Below are 18,623 nucleotides of genomic sequence, written 5' to 3'. Positions count from 1 at the left end.
TCCTCCTACTTATCTGCCTTTGGATATTCAATTCGTGAGTGGAAAATTCCATTCAACGTTTCACAAAGTACTCGCTCTATACATTTTAACTCTTTTATTGAAATATCGCATTCATCAAATTGATTGTCTTGTACTCGATCATCAATAATTGCTCGCACCAACTTTTGAATTTTCTCTGCATTCGGTTCCTTCATCGATCGAACCGCTGCCTCAACGCTATCTGCAACGCTAATAACTGCCGCTTCTTTCGTTTGTGGTTTCGGACCTGGATATCTGTACATTGTATCATCAAAACATTTTCCTTCTTCCTTCGCTTTAAAGTAGAAGTATTTTAACAGACTAGATCCGTGATGCTGTAAGGCAATATCGATAATTTCCTGTGGCATCTTATAACGTTTTAGCATTTCAGCCCCATCAGTTGTATGCGCGATTATAATTTCCGCGCTTTTTTCTGGGGACAATGAATCATGTGGGTTAATACCAGACATTTGATTTTCGATGAAAAAGGCAGGACGTTTTGTTTTACCAATATCATGATAATAACATCCTACACGAGCTAGTAAGCCATCCGCTCCAATTTCCTCACATGCTGCCTCTGCTAAGTTCGCCACCATTACACTATGATGATATGTTCCCGGAGTCTCCATTAGTAATTTTTTCAGCAATGGATGATTTGGGTTCGATAATTCAATTAAACGCAACGACGACAATAAACTAAATGCTGATTCAAAGAATGGTAAAAGCCCCATTGTAAGAGCCCCTGAAAATAAAGCCGATATCATTGCAGCGATAAAGTAAAACACCAACTCTGACATGCCATAGGATGATTGTGTCATCAGTAAATAAAATGCGATAAACGACATATTTACTAGCCCTATGACACCTACAGCATGTAGAATATGCGAACGCTTTTCTACACTGCCCAAAAAGAATAAGCTCGCAAAGCCTCCAAAAATTATATACAATGTAATTTCCATCTGCATGACAGATGAATAACCCTCTTGAAAAATAACACCCGCAGATGCCCCTGTCATAACCGTAATAAGTACCGCAGCACGATCATCCGCTAATAGCCGTACAAGCATTGTTGCCAAAGCTGTTGGGAAAAGGAATGCTACAGTAACATCGAAGCCACCTGAGACTAGGCTTATAAATTTCATCAGCAGGATGGATAAACTATAAACAATTACTGTTACCAACAAGGCATTACGTTTCTTGTGCTCATCTATATCCCAACGTTCAAATAAAACAAACATGAACGTCATTTCCAGAAGGATTAAAATAATCAGCCCTGCAATCGGTTTCATCGATGCCTTATTACTCACCATACCAAGAAGCTCTAATTGACGAAACGCTTCATTATCAATAATTTGACCTTCCTGTACGATAATTTGACCTTGAAGAATTCGAGTTGGTTCAACCGATTCCTTCGCTTGTTCCTTTCGAATTTTCGTTTGTTCTTCGTTTATCGTCTCGTTTTCGATAATACTCGTACGTCCAATTAAAACTACCGTATTAAATATTTTATCTGGGTAGCCTCGTTGTCCACGAATTTTTACCTCAAAATCATTTTGAGACGCAAACACATTTTCTGATCGAATGGATTTTTGTAAATATTCCTGCACGAGTTTTGATAGTTGCGAACTTGTTCTTTTTAAATCTGCTTCACTTTGTACTAACAAACCTTCTAGCTGTGAATCAGTAAAGATAATTGGCATTTGATTTGAATCTATTGATTCAAACTTTTTGCGGAGCTGCGCCACTTGGTCGGCAATCGGAATAGGTTCTTTGCCACTCTCAACATCCGCCTTTACATCAAGAACATAATCAAATAAAGAGGTTACAATCGCAGCTCGCTGTTTAGCAACATCCGCAGAAAATTGATAGACTGGTTCAACCGCATTTGTTGCTTTTTCTCGTTCCTGTTGTGTTTTATAAGTATCTTCTATCGTTTTAGTAGAACGTACTGTTTCAGGCGCTAGTTGTAATGGTTTAAAATCATATGTAACACCTTTAACATTGCCATACATAAAAGCAAATTGTAGGGCTCCTGTTAAGATGAGAACGACAATTAAAAAGTAGCGGAAGCCAATAAGTTCTGTAAATTTTTTTAATTGTTTCTCCATCTGGCACCTCCTCTATCTACCTACTATCATACCAATTCAAAAAACATTTTTCCCGAAAAATGTATAAGAAAGCAAAAAAAACAGCTATACAATTTGTATAGCTGTCACAATTTTTTCCATTTTCCAAGTATTTTCACGTTTGTTAAATTTTATATCCGTCGCATTACTTTCTTTGTAGACTTTAAAATCTAGTTGCCCTGACGCTGCGTTTTCGGTGCAGACCTCTAAAAACCGTTGCACCTGCCGTTCCGTTTCACTTCACTTTCGGTGCATACTTTAGAATTGCGCTTTGCGCAATTCTAAAGTTGCTGTTCTTCGTAGGCTTTGATGATTTTTGCTACGATTGGGTGACGTACTACATCGCCTTGTTCTAAAATTTGGAAATGTATTGATTTTACATACTTTAGTGTACGTTCTGCTACGATTAACCCAGATTCCGTATTTTTCGGTAGATCAATTTGTGTTTTATCGCCTGTAATGACCATTTTTGAGCCGAAGCCTAGTCGCGTTAAAAACATCTTCATTTGCTGATGCGTCGTATTTTGAGCTTCATCTAAGATAACAAAGGCGTCGTCTAATGTACGGCCGCGCATATACGCTAAAGGTGCAATTTCAATTGTGCCTCGTTCAATAAGTCTTTGAGTTTGTTCTGTCCCGTAAATATCGTTTAAAGCGTCATAAAGAGGGCGTAAATAAGGATCTACCTTTTCCTTCAAATCCCCCGGAAGAAAGCCTAGAGACTCTCCTGCCTCAACTGCAGGGCGTGTTAAAATAATACGCTTAACGTGCCCGTTTTTTAGCGCCTGCGTTGCCATAACTACCGCTAAATACGTTTTCCCAGTACCAGCTGGACCGATACCAAAAACAACGTCTTTATGACGGATTGCTTGTATGTATTCTCGTTGACCGATTGTTTTTGCACGAATAGGCTTTCCTTTCGTCGTGCGTGCTATTTCTTCATCATAAAGTTCTGCAAAATATTCAATCGTTCCTTTTTGTGTCATTTCAATAGCTGTTGCAACATCACGCTGATCAATATTAATTCCTTTACGAATGACCTTTAAAAGAGCATGTAAAAGGAATGTCGCTTGTTCCTTTGCATCCTCTTCACCAGTAAGCTGAATTTGTTCACCACGTGTAATGATGTGGACGTGTAGAGCCTCTTCGATTAATTTCATATTTGCATCGGAAATTCCGAGTAGCATAACCGCTTCGTTTGGATTATCCACTTGTAATACAGTTAAATGTTCTGACATAATCATTCTCCTTGTGGGCCTTGTATTGGACTGGCTATGTTTTCATTGACTAAAAATAGAACTTTCCCTTCAACTGTACCATTCCCCCACTTTACCTGTAAAAGGTTTTCTTTTTTTATAACCGTTTTCGCAGGTAATGAACGTAGGACCTTTTCATGAAGCAATGGTAGGAGCAATGAATCTACTTTGGATTCATCAAGCTCTACTTGCATTTTTTTAGTGTACTGCTCCTCAACAACTGAAACATATGGATCGAGCCAATTAGGTAAATCTTTCTTTTGCACATAGTCAATTTTTTCTTTTTCTTGATGAATGCCTTTCACTAGTACACGCCACTGCTTCTGTTGTAGCGTTTCCATCGTTAGCTTTCTTGGAATTTTAAATGAACATTCGAGCCAATAATCAGCGTAGACCTCTCCCTTTGCCCCAACAAAGACTTGATCTTCACCACTTTCAATTACGCCACTTACGAGAACATCACCTTCATAAGCAGTATCGTTGACTGAAATTTTCCGTTCACCATTTTGAATATTAAAGTGAGTAATAACACCACTTTTTGTTGCCACTAAATGTGTCGCTAATTTTTCATTCGTTTGTTTTGTTTGTTTCGGGGACTCCTGAGGTCGTAAAATTACACGTCCACCATGCTTTTCAATATGCACCCATGAAAGATCTCGATGCCCTTCTAGTAACTTCTGACGAATGACCGCATCTGAGGGTAAGTCATTTTTAGAAATGGGTGTTTCTAATTGAAATGTATCTTCAAAGGTCTTTCCCAGACGTTCCTCTAACTCTGGTGTTGCCGCTTCAATATCAATACGCCAAATAATCTGTGCACATAGCAATGGAATTAATATCATCAACGCTAGACCAAGCAAAGTCCAAAGCTGCGCTCGAAAAACTTGAAGTTCATCAGCATAATAGACAGCCATTTTAAGTCGGTAACGCCTTCGTACACGGCGGATTTTCGGTAGATAGTGCATAGTCGTTTCAAAGGCCACCTCTTGCTCACGAAAGACAATACGCTTTAATGGCACATGTTGTGCATGCAACGCTTGAATAAAAGGATGAACATTTTCATGGCGCTTTATACGTATGATAATTGGCCGATTATTCCACATTATCGCTCACACCCATATCCTTTGTCATTTTCATATGAAGCTCCTGTAAATCCTCTACAGAAAGATGAAGCATTTCTTCTTTAAGAGCATTAATTTCCACTGATTTTCCACGCACAGTAATATGGTAATCTGCATAGATAAAAGAGCATGATGAAGCATCAGCATGTAGAAAATGATATGGCCCAATGATTTTTAATGTTTCATATTGTAATAATTCAAGTAGTGGCGTTAATTGAAATAGTTTTCTCATAAAAAAATGCCTCCTTCTTCGGCAATATATGCATCGAAAAAGGAGGACATGCTAGTTATTTTCTTTTTGCTTTTGGAGGACCTAAAATTTCTGCCATTACAACAGCCTGCATGAATGATTTTTTTGATCTTGGTAATTGAAAAGCCGATTGTGATTCAGCTACTCCCACAACTTTTTTCCCAGCTGCCAAACGACCGATACTTTCTCTATTCGTAGTACGACTCATTTTCTCAGTTGGGATTAACGGTGGAGCTGCATAGCTCGGAACTTCCTTATTCACTGTTTCTTCGACAATTTTTTTCGGCTCTTCAACTTTAGGCTGTTCATTTTTCCATTCACCTATAAATTCACGCGCAAAATCTTCAAAGCTCTGTGGTTTAGAAGTAGGACGTTGCGCTGGAGTCATCTCTGCTTTTGTTATAACAGGAGGCTCAACATGTGAACCCTTATTGAAAGGAGGCATTGGTTTTTGTTCTTTCTTTTTTGATTTACCGAAAATAGAGCTGACTATGGCAATTATCACGACTATAATTAATTGTTCCATTTATAAGTACCGCTCCTTTCAGTTTTTTTATTCGTTAGGTTCATTTGATTCTGTTTTATCTGAGCTTACTTTAGAAATGGAGTCTCTCATAGCTGTATCTGCTTGAATGTTGCGGTAGTTCATGTAGTCCATAATACCAAGATTACCTGAACGTAGAGCTTCTGCCATCGCCTGTGGTACTTCAGCTTCTGCTTCTACTACTTTTGCCTTCATCTCTTGTACGCGTGCAATCATTTCTTGCTCGTTCGCTACAGCCATTGCACGACGTTCTTCAGCTTTCGCTTGGGCAATGTTTTTATCAGCCTGCGCTTGTTCAATTTGTAATTCAGCACCAATGTTTTTGCCGATATCAACGTCGGCAATATCGATCGATAAGATTTCAAATGCTGTCCCAGAATCTAAGCCTTTTGCTAATACTGTTTGAGAAATCATATCAGGATTTTCAAGAACTGTCGTATGACTAGTGGCGCTACCAATTGTAGAAACGATCCCCTCACCTACACGGGCAATAACCGTTTCTTCACCAGCACCACCGACTAAACGTTCAATGTTTGCGCGCACTGTAATACGTGCCTTCGCTTTTACTTCAATCCCGTTCATAGCAACACCTGCAATAAATGGTGTTTCAATAACTTTCGGGTTAACAGACATTTGTACCGCTTCTAATACATCACGTCCAGCTAAATCAATTGCCGCACAACGTTCAAATGTTAACTCAATATTTGCACGATGTGCCGCGATTAACGCATTTACTACACGGTCAACATTACCACCTGCTAAATAGTGACTTTCAAGTTGATTGATCGTTACAGGTAAACCTGCTTTATGCGCTTTAATTAATGGATTTACGATTCGTGATGGGACTACACGACGTAAACGCATACCGATTAATGTGAAAATACTAACGCGGACACCTGCAGCAAGTGCAGAAATCCACAACGCCACTGGTACAAAGGTAAAGAATACCGCGACAACAATGAATAATAAGACTAGCCCTACAATTGGACCTATTAAAGCCAAATCAAATCCCATTTGTTATTCCTCCATCTCTTTTTCTGTTTGTCTCACAACAATACGTGAGCCCTCTACTTTAATAACTTCTACATGTTTCTCGGCATCAACATAGCCACCTTCCGATACTACGTCAATGCGTTCATTACCAAATAGCATTGTACCTGCTGGACGAAGTGGTGTAATCGTTGTACCCACTTTTCCAAGCAGCTCTGTGCGATTCACGTTAGATACATAGCCCTCTTCCGTCGTTGTCGCATCCATCAAGACTAGCTTGTTTAAAACATGCAATTTTTTACCGAAAAATTTCATCAGGATCACCATTCCTATTATCGCTACAACAAGCGCAATGAAAATCGCTATAATCATTTGCATCATGTTCGCACCTGCCAGTATTAGACTTAGTAATATTAGCACACCACCTAAAATACCAACAATACCCCCGGGGACAAAAAATTCCGCAATAACAAGCGCCAAGCCTACAATAAATAAAAGTAATGTTTCATAACCTGCCAAGCCTGCCACCATATGACCGAAGAAAAATAATCCAAGTGCTGACAATCCCATTATACCTGGAACACCAAAACCTGGCGAATATAGCTCAACTACAAGTCCCAAACTTGCAATCGACAATAAAATTGGAACTATAATCGGATTCGTAATAAAACGAGCAAGTTTTTCAGCAAACGTAGGTTCAACTGGAACGATGTCACTGCCTTTTAATTGCGTTTCTTCTAAAAGATCTTGGAAATTCGAAACCGTCCCATTAGAATAGCCAACCTTTTTTGCCTCCGAAGCAGATAAAGTTAATAATTTCCCTTTTTCTGCTCGAAATTCTGGTAAATCAACAGATGCATCAGCCATTGCTCGTGCATATTTTGGAATGCGGTTTTTCGATTCTGCAGCTGCCTCCATTTGAGCAACCCATGCACTGTGAGCCTTTAAGTCTGCTGCATTTCCTGCTGAGTCAATAACTGCAGCCGCCCCGATCGTTCCATTTGGCACCATATAGATTTCATCCGCATGTAAGGCTAAAAAGGCACCTGCAGAATGCGCATCTTTGTTAATATACGCGATCGTACGTATATCTGTTGCATCCATAAGCATAGCAATGTCACCTGCTGCATTCACGAAACCGCCAGGCGTATGAATGTCTAAAATAATCGCCTCTGCATAATTTTCTTCCGCCTCTTTAAAAGCTCGTTCTAAAAATGCGTGAAGTCCTCGTTCTACTTCATTATGAATAGGTATGTGGTAGACCTTACTACTTGCAAAAGCCGACGTTAATGGAAACGCTAACAAAAATATCATCCAAATAACTAATAAATAACTGAGGATTCTTCGTCTTCGCATCTTTTTCCCTCCCTTCTAACATGCTTCTCTCCTGTATATACGACTAACTATGCGAAAAGTTTCAGAAATCCTAATAATTTTATTATACAATGAATTTTTAATTTACGGGGCTTTAATAACCGTATATAGAATTAGTATATAACATAAAAGCCGAATGAATCTCAGGGATCACATTCGGCTTCTCCAATATGTACGTAAATTTGAGAGCTCTTAAAGTAAAATACCTGAAATTAATCGAAACACGATTAATTTCAGGTATATTTTTGTCTGCTCAGTGAATCATACAATTGCGTGTTATGAACGTAGGGATTTTTAATGGGAAATTAAATTACCACTTACGTTTACGTGCAGCTTCTGATTTCTTTTTACGTTTAACGCTAGGTTTTTCGTAGAACTCGCGCTTTCTAACTTCTTGAATTGTACCACTTTTTGATACAGTACGTTTGAAGCGGCGAAGAGCATCTTCAAGCGATTCGTTTTTGCGAACGACAGTTTTTGACATCTCTCTTTCCCTCCCTCCGAACACACGTCAATACACAAGTAGGCAAATAACCAACTGTTGTGTACTAAAGAATTATAACGTATTGTCTAAAAATGGTCAATAGAAAGTATACGAATTAATCTGATGAATTTTTGGTGTTATTACCTTAAGAATTTTCAACTTACTTTTGGACAACAATAAATATAAATATTTCTTCCTAATAATTCGGGGTTTACAAAAAATAGAATATGGGCGTAGAATAATCACATTCAATTAAATATCTGCCTAATCTCAATAATTTATGAGAACGGAGGACCCAATATTTGGGGTTAATCCTGCATTTGCAGAAGGGATGAGACACTCTTTCGCCATTCTACCCGTCAGCTAACTTCGTCGGCTTAAGCGAAGGAGGTCATATTAGACCACCATTATTAGTATGTTTATTTTTATGCTTTCATAAAATACTAAAACAGTTGGTCTTTTTATTATGTCTTATTTTTAGTGTCGAGTTAAAAATTTTTTCACAAGCATTAAGGAGAATATGATGAAAACAATTAAAAATAAATTAAATCCTCCAAAAATACTCGTACTCGGTTTTGCAGCTATTATCCTAATTGGAACATTTTTATTGACTCTCCCTATAGCAACAGAGAATGGTGAAGGGCTTACATTTTTAAACGCCTTATTTACTGCTACTTCTGCAACATGCGTAACAGGATTGGTTGTTGTAGATACCGGTGATACTTTTTCTGTATTTGGAGAATTAGTTATTTTATCACTTATCCAAATTGGTGGATTAGGCTTTATGACGTTTGCAACATTAGTATTTTTAATTTTAGGAAAAAAAATTTCTTTAAAAGAACGACTTTTATTAAAGGAGGCCTTCAATAATATATCAATTGCCGGTCTTGTTAAATTAGTTAAAAGGATACTGTTATTTACAGTACTAATTGAAATGATAGGTGGTTTAATTTTATCTATCCGTTTTTCATTTGACATGCCTGTAGGTCAAGCTATTTATTTTGGTTTATTTCATTCGATCTCGAATTTTAACAACGCTGGATTTGATATAATGGGGGGCTTTAAAGGATTAACAGAATATGTAGATGACCCGTTTATCGTATTAACTATTTGTACACTTATTACAATTGGTGGCTTAGGATTTATCGTCATCAATGAACTATATGAATATCGAAATACAAAACGCCTTTCCGTGCATACAAAAATTGTATTAACCACAACACTTATTTTAACAGTAGGCTCAACTATTTTAATATTCTTATTTGAATATGGAAATAGTAGTACCCTCGGACCATTATCTGAATGGGGCAAAGTCCTTGGTTCATTATACCAAGCTGTTACACCGAGGACTGCCGGGTCTAATACACTGTCTATCGGTGATTTAACACATTCAACACTATTTTTAACAATTCTACTAATGTTCATTGGAGCAGGTTCTGGTTCAACTGCTGGGGGAATAAAAATAACAACCTTCGCTGTTTTAGTTGCCACGATGTGGTCACAAATTCGAGGAAAAGAAGATGTTGTCCTCTATAGACGTAGAATAGTTAACGAAACAATTTTAAAAGCTTTAACTGTCACAATGTGTGGAATGATGATAGTTGTACTCGTCACAATTAGCTTAAGTATTACAGAACAAAGTCATAGTTTTATGATGTATTTATTTGAGGCAACCTCTGCTTTTGGTACAGTTGGACTTTCAATGGGCTTAACTACTGAGTTATCACCTGTTGGCCGACTAATTATCATACTTACAATGTTTGCAGGTAGATTAGGTCCATTAACTATTGCTTTTGCCATTACAAAACGACGGAAATCTGAGGCATTCCGTCATCCTAAAGGAAATATAATGATTGGGTAAACACGCAAAGGGAGTGCTGAATGATGACTATTAAACAATATGCTGTAATTGGTCTAGGTAGATTTGGAACAAGTGTAGCTCGCAAATTACAAGAAGCTGGGCAAGAAGTTTTAGGAATTGATATTAACGAAGAAAGAGTCGAAGATGCCGAACTATATGTAACACATGCAGTAGTCGCTGATACGACTGAAGAAAAGGCCCTTACCTCTATTGGAATAGGCAATTTTGATTGTGTCATTGTTGCAATCGGAAGTGAAATGCAATCGAGTATTTTAACCGTATCTTTATTAAAAGAACTCGGAATCAAAAAAGTGATTGCAAAAGCTCTTGGAAAAAGACACGGGCAAGTCTTAGAAAAAGTAGGAGCCGACTGGGTTATCTATCCCGAAAGAGATATGGGAGAGAGAGTTGCCAATCAGCTTCTCTCACCTAATATGCTAAATTATATTGAATTATCAAAAGAATACAGTATAGAAGAAATTATGATTCCTTCAAAAATGGCGAAACAAAATCTTCGAGATTTAGATCTTCGAGCGAAGTATAATGTAAGTGTAATTGCTATTGTTCGAGAAGGAAACATTATTATTTCCCCCTCTCCTGAGCAAATTATTGAAGAAGAAGACATATTAGTCATGATTGGTCATCGGAAGGATCTTGCTTCATTTTCAAATATTGAATAGCAATCAATTAGGCTGTTAAAAGAAGTTTTTTCTGAACAGCCTATTTTTATTTCTGGATACTTTTAAAAGATTTTCTGACTATCCCTATCGTCTTTTAAAATCTCTACAGCCTCTCTGAAACGTAGAGAATGGACGATTTCTCGTTCACGTAAAAATTTCAGGCTATCATTCAAATCAGTGTCATCAGATAAATCAATAATCCACTGATATGTCGCTCGTGCTTTTTCTTCAGCTGCAATATCCTCATACAAATCAGCAATCGGATCCCCTTTAGCCTGAATATAAGTTGCCGTAAACGGTGATCCAGCTGCATTCTGATAAAATAATGCCCTGTCATGATTTGCATAGTGTTCTCCAAGACCTGCCTCTTTTAGCATCTCTGGAGTAGCATCCTTCGTAAGTTTATAGACCATCGTGGCAATCATTTCTAAGTGAGAAAATTCCTCTGTTGCTATATCTGTTAACAAACCGACCACTTTATCAGGAATAGTATAGCGCTGATTCATATATCGAAGTGCTGCTGCTAATTCTCCATCTGCACCACCATACTGCTCAATTAAATACTTAGCTAGCATAGGGTTACATGTACTCACCCTTACTGGATACTGGAGCTTCTTTTCGTAATACCACAAAAAAATTCCTCCTAGTTACTCATAATCAATTATGCCGAGACATAATTGCTTCCAGAACGCTACAAAAAACATTCGCTGAAAGAAGTTAGACTTGCCATGGCCAAGGTGTATCTACCCAATTAAAAGGATAATTTGAATAACTTCTCCCAAAATTCATAAGTGGACCAAATTTTTGCTCAAATTCAACCTTAAGTCGCATACTTATTTCAGTGTTTTCGTTAAATTGCTGGATAGCATCATAATCGTGAGGATGAGTATCTAAATAAAGATTTAATTCCACTATTACAAAATCAATGGCTTGTATTTCTTCAAGTAGCTTATAAAATTCGGGTGGCATCTCTTTACTCATTCTTTATCCCTCCTTCTTGAGGATTTGGATAGGGGCTAAATAATTGAGGCCATAACGTGCCAGATCTGAGAGCTTCTCTAGAGGTTTGATATTGTGGTAGCCCAGGCGGTTGAAAACCCATATATAATTGAGGCGGTGTAGAAAAACTTTTAACTCTTATAGGTGGACATGGATCGTATCGGCTAATAAAAGGCTTCCAGTATTTATATTGCGAAAACATTGTATCCTCCCTTCTATAATCCATTACATCAGTGGAGTATATGAGGTAGATTAAATTATTATTCAGACTAGTGTTATGATCTGGAGGAAGTCCCATAACCGTTACTATTGAACTTGGTGGGAGACTTCTGCAGAAAGAAGTTAATGTCATGCTCAAACAAAATTTAGACGATCACTTGACAAGATCAATACGAACACAAAAAACAGCTCGCTTTTTGAAAAATGCGGCTGTTTTTGTACCTATTATGCATTTAGAATTTGACCAAAATCTTTATATAGTTACACCTAAAAAATATCCTATAGAAATAAAAATAATTACCCATGTTAAAGCTCCAAAACAAGCGAAAGCAAGATAAGTCCTAAACTTCATCTGGGTTATTCCAGACATGTAACTTGTTACATGTCTAATACCTGGTACATAATATCCTATAATAATTGTCCATGGTCCAAATCGATGAAACCATCGTTCAACTTTAGTAAACCGTTTATTATTGAGACCAATCCATTTTCCATATTTCAACACTATAGGTTTCCCTAATTTATTTCCAATTAAATAGCTAATAATCATACCAGTAGTTGAGCCAAGAAAGCTTAAAAGTATACTCAATAGAAAACTTAAATGCCCTTCATGGCACATATATCCCACAAACGTCATCAAGATCTCATCGGGAACGGGTAAGCCAATTATCCCTAAAGATAATAGTAAAAATATTGCAAGATATCCATATTGACTTATAAAACTGCTTATGAATTCCACGGATAGTTTCTCCTTTTTTAGTACAATTCGTTACCTTTATTCGTTACCATTATCATCAAACATCATATATTTCCCCATTTTCCGCTAAAGAATTAAACCCCTGGAATGATTATTAATAACGGAGAGGCAATTAAGATTAAATAATAGTAATAATGGATGAACGACCCAGCAATACACATTCAATCTTTCTATGTTATCGATGTTACTAGATTATGTAAGAATTTGTTCCGTATCTATACAATGTTCTTATAAAGAAAAAATTAATCAGTCCAATAAACAAATTAGGACTTTTTAGATAGCATAGATATTTATATTGATAAAACCATAAAATTATAAAATTTCTCCCTATCATTTTTTGCAATTACTCTTCATAATACATCATCTACTCTGAGTTAAAAAGAGGGGTATTGTGGATGAAACAATTACAATGAATCAATTGGATAAAATTTTTGATATAAATCATCACTAATTAAGGAGATTTATCAACTTGTTTTAATGTTGAGGGATTTCAAATTGCGGGGATTAAAGAGGTTACGACACACGCATTGTACAATACTAGAATCGTAAACATGCACATGGGGCTAGTCCATAACGAACAGCCCCATAACATTTACTATAAGTATTTTTTATTATTATTAATAATTAGAATCTGCAATTAATCCGTTCATAATAGCAACACCAGAGCTTGCTCCAATACGAGTGGCTCCAGCCTCAACCATCTTTTTCATATCCTCTAAGCTTCGTACACCGCCAGAAGCTTTTACACCTAAATCTGGGCCTACTGTTTTACGCATTAAGGCAATATCTTCTGCTGTCGCGCCTCCAGTAGAAAAACCTGTTGATGTTTTCACATAGTCAGTACCTGCTGCCACAGCTAGTTCACATGCTTTTACTTTTTCTTCCTCAGTTAGAAGGCAAGATTCAATAATTACTTTTACAAGTGCGCTGCCTTTTGCCGCTTCAACAACTGCTGCAATATCTGCTTGCACAAGGTCATAGTTTTTATCCTTTAATGCACCGATATTGATAACCATATCTACCTCTTTTGCACCGTTAGCAATCGCATCTTTCGCTTCGAACGCTTTAACAGCTGGCGTGTTAGCACCTAAAGGGAAGCCAATTACAGTACAAACTAAAACGTCTGAGCCTTGTAAAAGCTCGCTGCTATATTTCACCCAAGTTGGATTTACACAAACAGAAGCAAAGTTAAATTGTTTTGCCTCTGCACATAGTTTTTCGATTTGCTCTTTTGTTGCTTCAGCTTTTAATAACGTGTGATCAATCATACGCGCGAAATTTTGTTCCATTTTTATTAAACTCTCCTCTATCAACAAGTTGTACGTACCTCTCTGAATCATAACATTTTTTAACGTTGCCGTCTAATTTCTTACTGAAGTTAGATGACTTCTAATTATTTTTAAAAAGCATTAAACTTGTGTAATTAAAGATTTTGGAAAGCCAACGATAGATGCTCCTCAATTGCGAAAGCGGCATACCAAATAGAGATTGTAACGATAGTATTAAAGCTGAAATTGTCACAAGACTTGTCATGCCCATTTCTTTTAACCCTTCAGAGGTCACAAGAAAAGCAATAATTCCACCAGTTAGTGGACCTGTTCCCGCAACAGCGCTTTCATAATCAAAAATCATAGGAATCAAAAGAAGAATTAAACTTGCACCAACAATAATGCCCATCAAAGAAATGACCACTGCCCTCCATTGACTACGAATAGTATTAAGTGGAATTAGTGTACCCATACGAATGATTATCGGAGCTGTTCCTAGTACAACACCAACTTCAATAATATTCTTCTGCTAAGTCTAATATTTGTGCGATAGAAGGCTTTAGTCCAACTCATCCAATTTTGTACATGCTGTTTACCAACTTCCTTTAAGCTGAGATAAATTCAGTTCATTTAAATAAACATTTAGTGTAAGCTAATTACACTTTTATACTATTTTAGCATGTTATTTGTAGGAAAAATACGTGATATCTTTAATTGAACATATAGTAAAACACCGTCCAAAATTGAACGGTGTTTTTATTCATAGTTACCCTATATTATTTTACAGTTTCTAATACACGAACAAATTGTCCTTTAGAATGTGGATATCCAGCTTGAGTAATTTTCACCTTCACAAGTTGACCGATTAGGCTTTCAGGACCTTCAAAGACTACTTTTAAGTAATTATCTGTATAACCAGTTAAAAGTCCTGCCTCATCGCTTCCATCATGCACGAATTCTTCAGGAATTACCTCTAGTACTTGATCTTCAAAGCGAGAAGCATATTCCTTTGCTAATTGGTCATTTAATGCGATTAATCGATGAACACGTTCGTTTTTAATGTCCTCGTCAATTTGGTCCTCCATGCGCGCTGCTGGTGTACCTGTACGTGGAGAGAACGGGAATACGTGTAATTCCGAAAACTTATGATCACGTATAAAGTTATATGTTTCCATGAATTCTTCCTCAGTTTCTCCTGGGAAACCTACGATTACGTCAGAAGTGACAGCCAAGTCTGGTAAAGCTTCATGTAGTTTAGTTAAGCGTTCACCGAAGAACTCCATTGTATACTTACGACGCATACGTTTTAAAACTGTATCAGAGCCAGATTGGATTGGAATGTGTAAGTGATTAACAACGATTTTTGATTCACGTAAAACTTCAATCACTTCATCTGTTAATTGACTTGCCTCAATCGAAGAAATACGAAGACGTTTTAAGCCTTTCACATTTGCCTCTAAATCACGTAGTAGCTGAGCTAAATTGTAATCTTTTAAGTCTTGTCCATAACCACCTGTATGAATACCAGTTAGAACAATTTCAAGATACCCCGCGTCCACTAGTTGTTTGGCTTGGTTCAATACTTCTTGAGGATCTCGAGAGCGCATCAACCCACGTGCCCACGGAATAATACAAAACGTACAGAAGTTATTACAGCCTTCTTGTATTTTTAAAGATGCGCGTGTACGGTCTGTAAATGCAGGCACATCTAATTCCTCATAAACACGATTTTTCATAATGTTGCGTACAGCATTAATTGGTTGGCGTTCAGTAAGATATTGGTCTATGTAGCCAAGTAATTTTGTACGATCCTGTGTTCCTACAACAATATCAACACCAGGAATCGCCATAATTTCAGCTGGAGATGTTTGAGCATAACATCCTGTAACACAAATGACAGCGTCTGGGTTTTGACGAATAGCTCGACGGATAACTTGACGTGATTTTTTATCCCCTGTATTTGTTACTGTACATGTATTAATGACATAAACGTCTGCTTGACGATCAAACTCCGTACGTTCATAGCCTTCTTCTTTAAATAGCTGCCAAATCGCTTCTGTTTCATAATGATTCACTTTACAACCTAGAGTATGGAAACTCACGATTTTCGGTCGCTCGTTACTCATAATATATATCATCCTTTCAAGAGTACACTACAATAAATTAAATTATCAACGTGTCTTATAATAGCACAAATAAATATGATGAGCCTAGCTTTTTGGCTAAGCTTAAATTTTTGAATAAAAAACCCCCGTTTAAAGTTAGATTGATGTCTAACTTTTACGGGGCAGTTCAGTATTGAGTACCTGCTTGTTAATAGGCTGTTCCACTATAACCAAAAACAGCTATTTTATCCTTCTTGCCCATTTATTTTAATTAAGGCACCTGCTATTCCCCACATCATTTTACAACCCTCTAGCTCCTCCCAATACACCTCTGTAAGAAATCAATCCCTTTGGTTATTAAATTGCAAAAAGGCAGTTGAAAATTAGATTCACCCTAACCTTCAACTGCCTACTCAAATATTGGATTTTATCAGTGCAGTATATATTCCATGGTTGTTTTTCCAAATACATTTTTTATAGAGAACTACCTTTACTTGTTCTGCTCCTCTAAAAACTAGAGTTTAGCAAGGAGGAGTAAGGCCGAAAAGATTAGGAGTGATTACATTAGTGCCAGCTCCAAGGCGGACTTGTTGAACTTGCAGTACTTTTACAGTAAGCTCCAGCACAATTTTTTCACGCAATGTGCTGAAAGTACCTTCTGGTGCTGCCATAATTGGTGAGAAATCAAGTTCAAAGAAGTTTGCAGCTACTAACTCGCCAAATGGCTGCTCATTGTATTTAACTAGATTTTGGAAGAAAGCCTTATCCAATCGAGCATCCATTTGCGTTTTTTCATTAAGGAAGTTCGCTTCGGCAAACTCGGAAATTCCTAAGATCGGAGTAGTGCCTCCAGGTGTTTGTGGGAAAGTAAGGTCTGTAAAACCAGAAAATGGAACATCGGCAATTCTATCACGAAGTGCCCCATTACATGCAGATGAAGCATATTCTATATTTTTGCGAATATGTCCTGCTACAAATAATTTAGCTCTTGTTACCGCAAAAAAGTCAGTGTTGTCAATACGTGCAAAAGCAACCGGTACTAATTTAACTTGATTTAAGAATACATTTTTTTTCACTCTTTTGATTTCAGTTGCTGCAGGAGTGAGCGTAATATCCGACTCCACAACGATTTGAACTGTTGGTTCTGAAAGTACCACTGGAACTTTAATAGTTGGAGCTGTAATCGGTGTAGCGACTACTGAAGTAGTAGCACTAGTTAATGGCATTTGTTCAGTTGATGCCACTGGGCAAGGCTCTGCTTTACAAACTTGATTAACTTGACTATCTAATTGATCACTCAAAATGTTCCCTCTTTTCATTTTTTTTATGAGAGTACTCATATCGCTAGAATATGTAGGTATTTAATCCATACATGGACATATACACTAGTTTTTTTAAAAAGAGTTTTTTGAGCAGAGATAAAAGTTCAAGCATCTTTTAGATCCTTGGCACTCGAATTTTCTGTGCTTGTAGCATATGGATGATTATTTCTAATACTATGTTTTGACACATTTGATTTGAATGAATTAATGACTCATTTTGTGCAGGTACTGCATTCCCAATGGGAGATGCTGTATATTCAATACTCTGATGAATATAACCTTCAATAAACAAATTCCCCCTCAATGCTGAACATGTCCCATTACCTAATGATTGAGAAAACTGATTAGGAACGAATCTACAATTGGTTAATACTACCTCATTCGAGATATCTTTAACTCCCACAATCCCTTTTTCAAATACGATATTCTCTTCAAGGCATATTTCTATTTTATATTCCCCTACTACAACTGGAGCTCTTATGTGCATAAAGTCATCGGAACTGTAAGAGTGATAATTGGTTTCTCCTTTTTTAATTGATTGTGTGTTATGTAAGGGAACTACAACTGATTTAGACGGATTACTCTTCTGATTATTTTTATCATCAGTATCCGTTTTCATTAAAAATATAATTTGATTAATTTTTGAGTGAACCAACCGACAATCAGGTTGTACAGGATAATCCGTTGTAGTACTAAATAGTTTGGTTTCAAATTGCGGAGTAAGATGATTGTCTGGATCAAGAAAATCAAATGTATTTTTAACAACCTCACCACAGATAGGAGCATGAAGAAAATTATCAATTTCTACGTGAGTAGAGAATGGGCTTTTTTTGGTTTTAGAATATACTTTCCCTTGTACTGACTCAGGAAATGCATTAACACGATCTGTAAAATTGTTATTCTCCATCTCTTCTGTATCAATAAGACCTATTATTTTCTTGCCAACATCGGATTCAGAAGGACTGCAAATTTCACATTTAGAGTCTAGTTGTGCTGCAAAATCCTGTTCTACTACAGTCTTGATTTCTTCCGCATTGTCTGAATCAAGGGGATCATTCATTTCATCCCCTACATTAGTTTCAGAAGGAATGAGTAGTTCACAATCGGAATCTAGACAAGCTACAAAATTCTGTTCTTCCACAGGCTTGGTTTCATCTGTATCTTCTGAATCAAGAGGATCATTCATTTCATCCCCTACATTAGTTTCAAAAGGAATAAGTAGTTCACGATCGGAATCTAGATGGGCTAC

At 37.0% G+C, this 18,623-nt stretch carries 19 protein-coding genes and 1 riboswitch; of the genes, 2 read left to right on the top strand and 17 right to left on the bottom strand.

What is annotated here, in order from left to right:
- Nucleotides 1–5: 5 nt before the first annotated feature.
- The 8 genes from ACIQLB_RS07215 to rpsU all read right to left on the bottom strand — a co-directional run bounded on the left by ACIQLB_RS07215 (nucleotide 6) and on the right by rpsU (nucleotide 8,163).
- Nucleotides 6–2,126, bottom strand: coding sequence for an HD family phosphohydrolase (locus tag ACIQLB_RS07215; protein ID WP_400722956.1), 2,121 nt, complete (start codon nucleotides 2,124–2,126; stop codon nucleotides 6–8).
- A gap of 299 nt (nucleotides 2,127–2,425) precedes the next feature.
- Nucleotides 2,426–3,382 carry a PhoH family protein gene (locus ACIQLB_RS07210; RefSeq protein ID WP_400722953.1) on the bottom strand — a complete coding sequence of 319 codons (957 nt, stop codon included), beginning with the start codon at nucleotides 3,380–3,382 and terminating at the stop codon, nucleotides 2,426–2,428.
- Between the two features lie 2 nt (nucleotides 3,383–3,384).
- The gene (locus ACIQLB_RS07205) at nucleotides 3,385–4,503 is read right to left on the bottom strand and encodes a sporulation protein YqfD (protein WP_400722950.1); all 1,119 of its coding nucleotides are present in this window, start codon (nucleotides 4,501–4,503) and stop codon (nucleotides 3,385–3,387) included.
- Nucleotides 4,493–4,753 carry a hypothetical protein gene (locus tag ACIQLB_RS07200; protein ID WP_400722947.1) on the bottom strand — a complete coding sequence of 87 codons (261 nt, stop codon included), beginning with the start codon at nucleotides 4,751–4,753 and terminating at the stop codon, nucleotides 4,493–4,495. Before ACIQLB_RS07200 ends, ACIQLB_RS07205 begins: the two co-directional genes overlap by 11 nt.
- 55 nt (nucleotides 4,754–4,808) lie before the next feature.
- Nucleotides 4,809–5,297 (bottom strand): hypothetical protein, encoded by a 489-nt coding sequence (locus ACIQLB_RS07195; protein WP_400722944.1) that lies wholly within the window; start codon nucleotides 5,295–5,297, stop codon nucleotides 4,809–4,811.
- Nucleotides 5,298–5,324: 27 nt separating this feature from the next.
- Nucleotides 5,325–6,329 carry a flotillin-like protein FloA gene (gene floA, locus ACIQLB_RS07190; RefSeq protein ID WP_053484661.1) on the bottom strand — a complete coding sequence of 335 codons (1,005 nt, stop codon included), beginning with the start codon at nucleotides 6,327–6,329 and terminating at the stop codon, nucleotides 5,325–5,327.
- A 3-nt stretch (nucleotides 6,330–6,332) separates the two neighbouring features.
- Nucleotides 6,333–7,661, bottom strand: coding sequence for an NfeD family protein (locus ACIQLB_RS07185; RefSeq protein WP_400722941.1), 1,329 nt, complete (start codon nucleotides 7,659–7,661; stop codon nucleotides 6,333–6,335).
- A 328-nt stretch (nucleotides 7,662–7,989) separates the two neighbouring features.
- Nucleotides 7,990–8,163: a 30S ribosomal protein S21 gene (gene rpsU, locus ACIQLB_RS07180; RefSeq protein ID WP_004227078.1), complete on the bottom strand. Its 174-nt coding sequence runs from the start codon at nucleotides 8,161–8,163 to the stop codon at nucleotides 7,990–7,992.
- A gap of 251 nt (nucleotides 8,164–8,414) precedes the next feature.
- Nucleotides 8,415–8,556: riboswitch (cyclic di-AMP (ydaO/yuaA leader) on the top strand.
- A gap of 130 nt (nucleotides 8,557–8,686) precedes the next feature.
- Here rpsU and ACIQLB_RS07175 point away from each other — a divergent pair.
- Entirely contained in the window at nucleotides 8,687–10,024 is a 1,338-nt protein-coding gene (locus tag ACIQLB_RS07175) for a TrkH family potassium uptake protein (RefSeq protein ID WP_400722932.1), read from the top strand.
- A gap of 23 nt (nucleotides 10,025–10,047) precedes the next feature.
- The gene (locus tag ACIQLB_RS07170; RefSeq protein WP_400723119.1) at nucleotides 10,048–10,704 is read left to right on the top strand and encodes a potassium channel family protein; all 657 of its coding nucleotides are present in this window, start codon (nucleotides 10,048–10,050) and stop codon (nucleotides 10,702–10,704) included.
- A gap of 62 nt (nucleotides 10,705–10,766) precedes the next feature.
- On the opposite strand, the gene ACIQLB_RS07165 is transcribed toward ACIQLB_RS07170, so the two are convergent.
- The 9 genes from ACIQLB_RS07165 to ACIQLB_RS07125 form a co-directional block, all read right to left on the bottom strand.
- Complete coding sequence (locus tag ACIQLB_RS07165; protein WP_370042103.1) at nucleotides 10,767–11,336, bottom strand: manganese catalase family protein; 570 nt, start codon at nucleotides 11,334–11,336, stop codon at nucleotides 10,767–10,769.
- 85 nt (nucleotides 11,337–11,421) lie between these two features.
- A complete protein-coding gene (locus ACIQLB_RS07160; RefSeq protein ID WP_134018446.1) occupies nucleotides 11,422–11,685 on the bottom strand; it encodes a spore coat protein CotJB in 264 nt (87 codons plus the stop codon).
- A complete protein-coding gene (locus ACIQLB_RS07155) occupies nucleotides 11,678–11,905 on the bottom strand; it encodes a spore coat associated protein CotJA (RefSeq protein WP_400722927.1) in 228 nt (75 codons plus the stop codon). Before ACIQLB_RS07155 ends, ACIQLB_RS07160 begins: the two co-directional genes overlap by 8 nt.
- A gap of 270 nt (nucleotides 11,906–12,175) precedes the next feature.
- Complete coding sequence (locus ACIQLB_RS07150; RefSeq protein ID WP_400722925.1) at nucleotides 12,176–12,661, bottom strand: DedA family protein; 486 nt, start codon at nucleotides 12,659–12,661, stop codon at nucleotides 12,176–12,178.
- A gap of 635 nt (nucleotides 12,662–13,296) precedes the next feature.
- Complete coding sequence (deoC, locus tag ACIQLB_RS07145; RefSeq protein WP_400722922.1) at nucleotides 13,297–13,968, bottom strand: deoxyribose-phosphate aldolase; 672 nt, start codon at nucleotides 13,966–13,968, stop codon at nucleotides 13,297–13,299.
- Between the two features lie 100 nt (nucleotides 13,969–14,068).
- The gene (locus tag ACIQLB_RS07140) at nucleotides 14,069–14,371 is read right to left on the bottom strand and encodes a hypothetical protein (RefSeq protein WP_400722919.1); all 303 of its coding nucleotides are present in this window, start codon (nucleotides 14,369–14,371) and stop codon (nucleotides 14,069–14,071) included.
- A 352-nt stretch (nucleotides 14,372–14,723) separates the two neighbouring features.
- Nucleotides 14,724–16,073: a tRNA (N(6)-L-threonylcarbamoyladenosine(37)-C(2))-methylthiotransferase MtaB gene (gene mtaB / locus ACIQLB_RS07135; RefSeq protein ID WP_400722916.1), complete on the bottom strand. Its 1,350-nt coding sequence runs from the start codon at nucleotides 16,071–16,073 to the stop codon at nucleotides 14,724–14,726.
- A gap of 500 nt (nucleotides 16,074–16,573) precedes the next feature.
- Entirely contained in the window at nucleotides 16,574–17,353 is a 780-nt protein-coding gene (locus ACIQLB_RS07130; RefSeq protein WP_400722913.1) for a CsxC family protein, read from the bottom strand.
- 136 nt (nucleotides 17,354–17,489) lie between these two features.
- On the bottom strand, nucleotides 17,490–18,623 hold a 1,134-nt coding region (locus tag ACIQLB_RS07125; RefSeq protein ID WP_400722910.1), incomplete at its 5' end, for a BC_2427 family protein.

This window comes from Lysinibacillus sp. NPDC092081 (genome assembly GCF_044755845.1).
Taxonomy (GTDB): Bacteria; Bacillota; Bacilli; order Bacillales_A; family Planococcaceae; genus Lysinibacillus.
This window is presented reverse-complemented; position numbering and strand designations above follow the sequence as displayed.

Coding starts and splice junctions, on each gene's coding strand:
- rpsU (WP_004227078.1), bottom strand. CDS start 8,163: ATGTCAAAAACTGTCGTTCGCAAAAACGAATCGCTTGAAGATGCTCTT.
- floA (WP_053484661.1), bottom strand. CDS start 6,329: ATGGGATTTGATTTGGCTTTAATAGGTCCAATTGTAGGGCTAGTCTTA.
- ACIQLB_RS07160 (WP_134018446.1), bottom strand. CDS start 11,685: ATGAGTAAAGAGATGCCACCCGAATTTTATAAGCTACTTGAAGAAATA.
- ACIQLB_RS07205 (WP_400722950.1), bottom strand. CDS start 4,503: ATGTGGAATAATCGGCCAATTATCATACGTATAAAGCGCCATGAAAAT.
- mtaB (WP_400722916.1), bottom strand. CDS start 16,073: ATGAGTAACGAGCGACCGAAAATCGTGAGTTTCCATACTCTAGGTTGT.
- ACIQLB_RS07155 (WP_400722927.1), bottom strand. CDS start 11,905: ATGTTTTCGCAATATAAATACTGGAAGCCTTTTATTAGCCGATACGAT.
- ACIQLB_RS07215 (WP_400722956.1), bottom strand. CDS start 2,126: ATGGAGAAACAATTAAAAAAATTTACAGAACTTATTGGCTTCCGCTAC.
- ACIQLB_RS07175 (WP_400722932.1), top strand. CDS start 8,687: ATGAAAACAATTAAAAATAAATTAAATCCTCCAAAAATACTCGTACTC.
- ACIQLB_RS07170 (WP_400723119.1), top strand. CDS start 10,048: ATGACTATTAAACAATATGCTGTAATTGGTCTAGGTAGATTTGGAACA.
- deoC (WP_400722922.1), bottom strand. CDS start 13,968: ATGGAACAAAATTTCGCGCGTATGATTGATCACACGTTATTAAAAGCT.
- ACIQLB_RS07210 (WP_400722953.1), bottom strand. CDS start 3,382: ATGTCAGAACATTTAACTGTATTACAAGTGGATAATCCAAACGAAGCG.
- ACIQLB_RS07185 (WP_400722941.1), bottom strand. CDS start 7,661: ATGCGAAGACGAAGAATCCTCAGTTATTTATTAGTTATTTGGATGATA.
- ACIQLB_RS07195 (WP_400722944.1), bottom strand. CDS start 5,297: ATGGAACAATTAATTATAGTCGTGATAATTGCCATAGTCAGCTCTATT.
- ACIQLB_RS07200 (WP_400722947.1), bottom strand. CDS start 4,753: ATGAGAAAACTATTTCAATTAACGCCACTACTTGAATTATTACAATAT.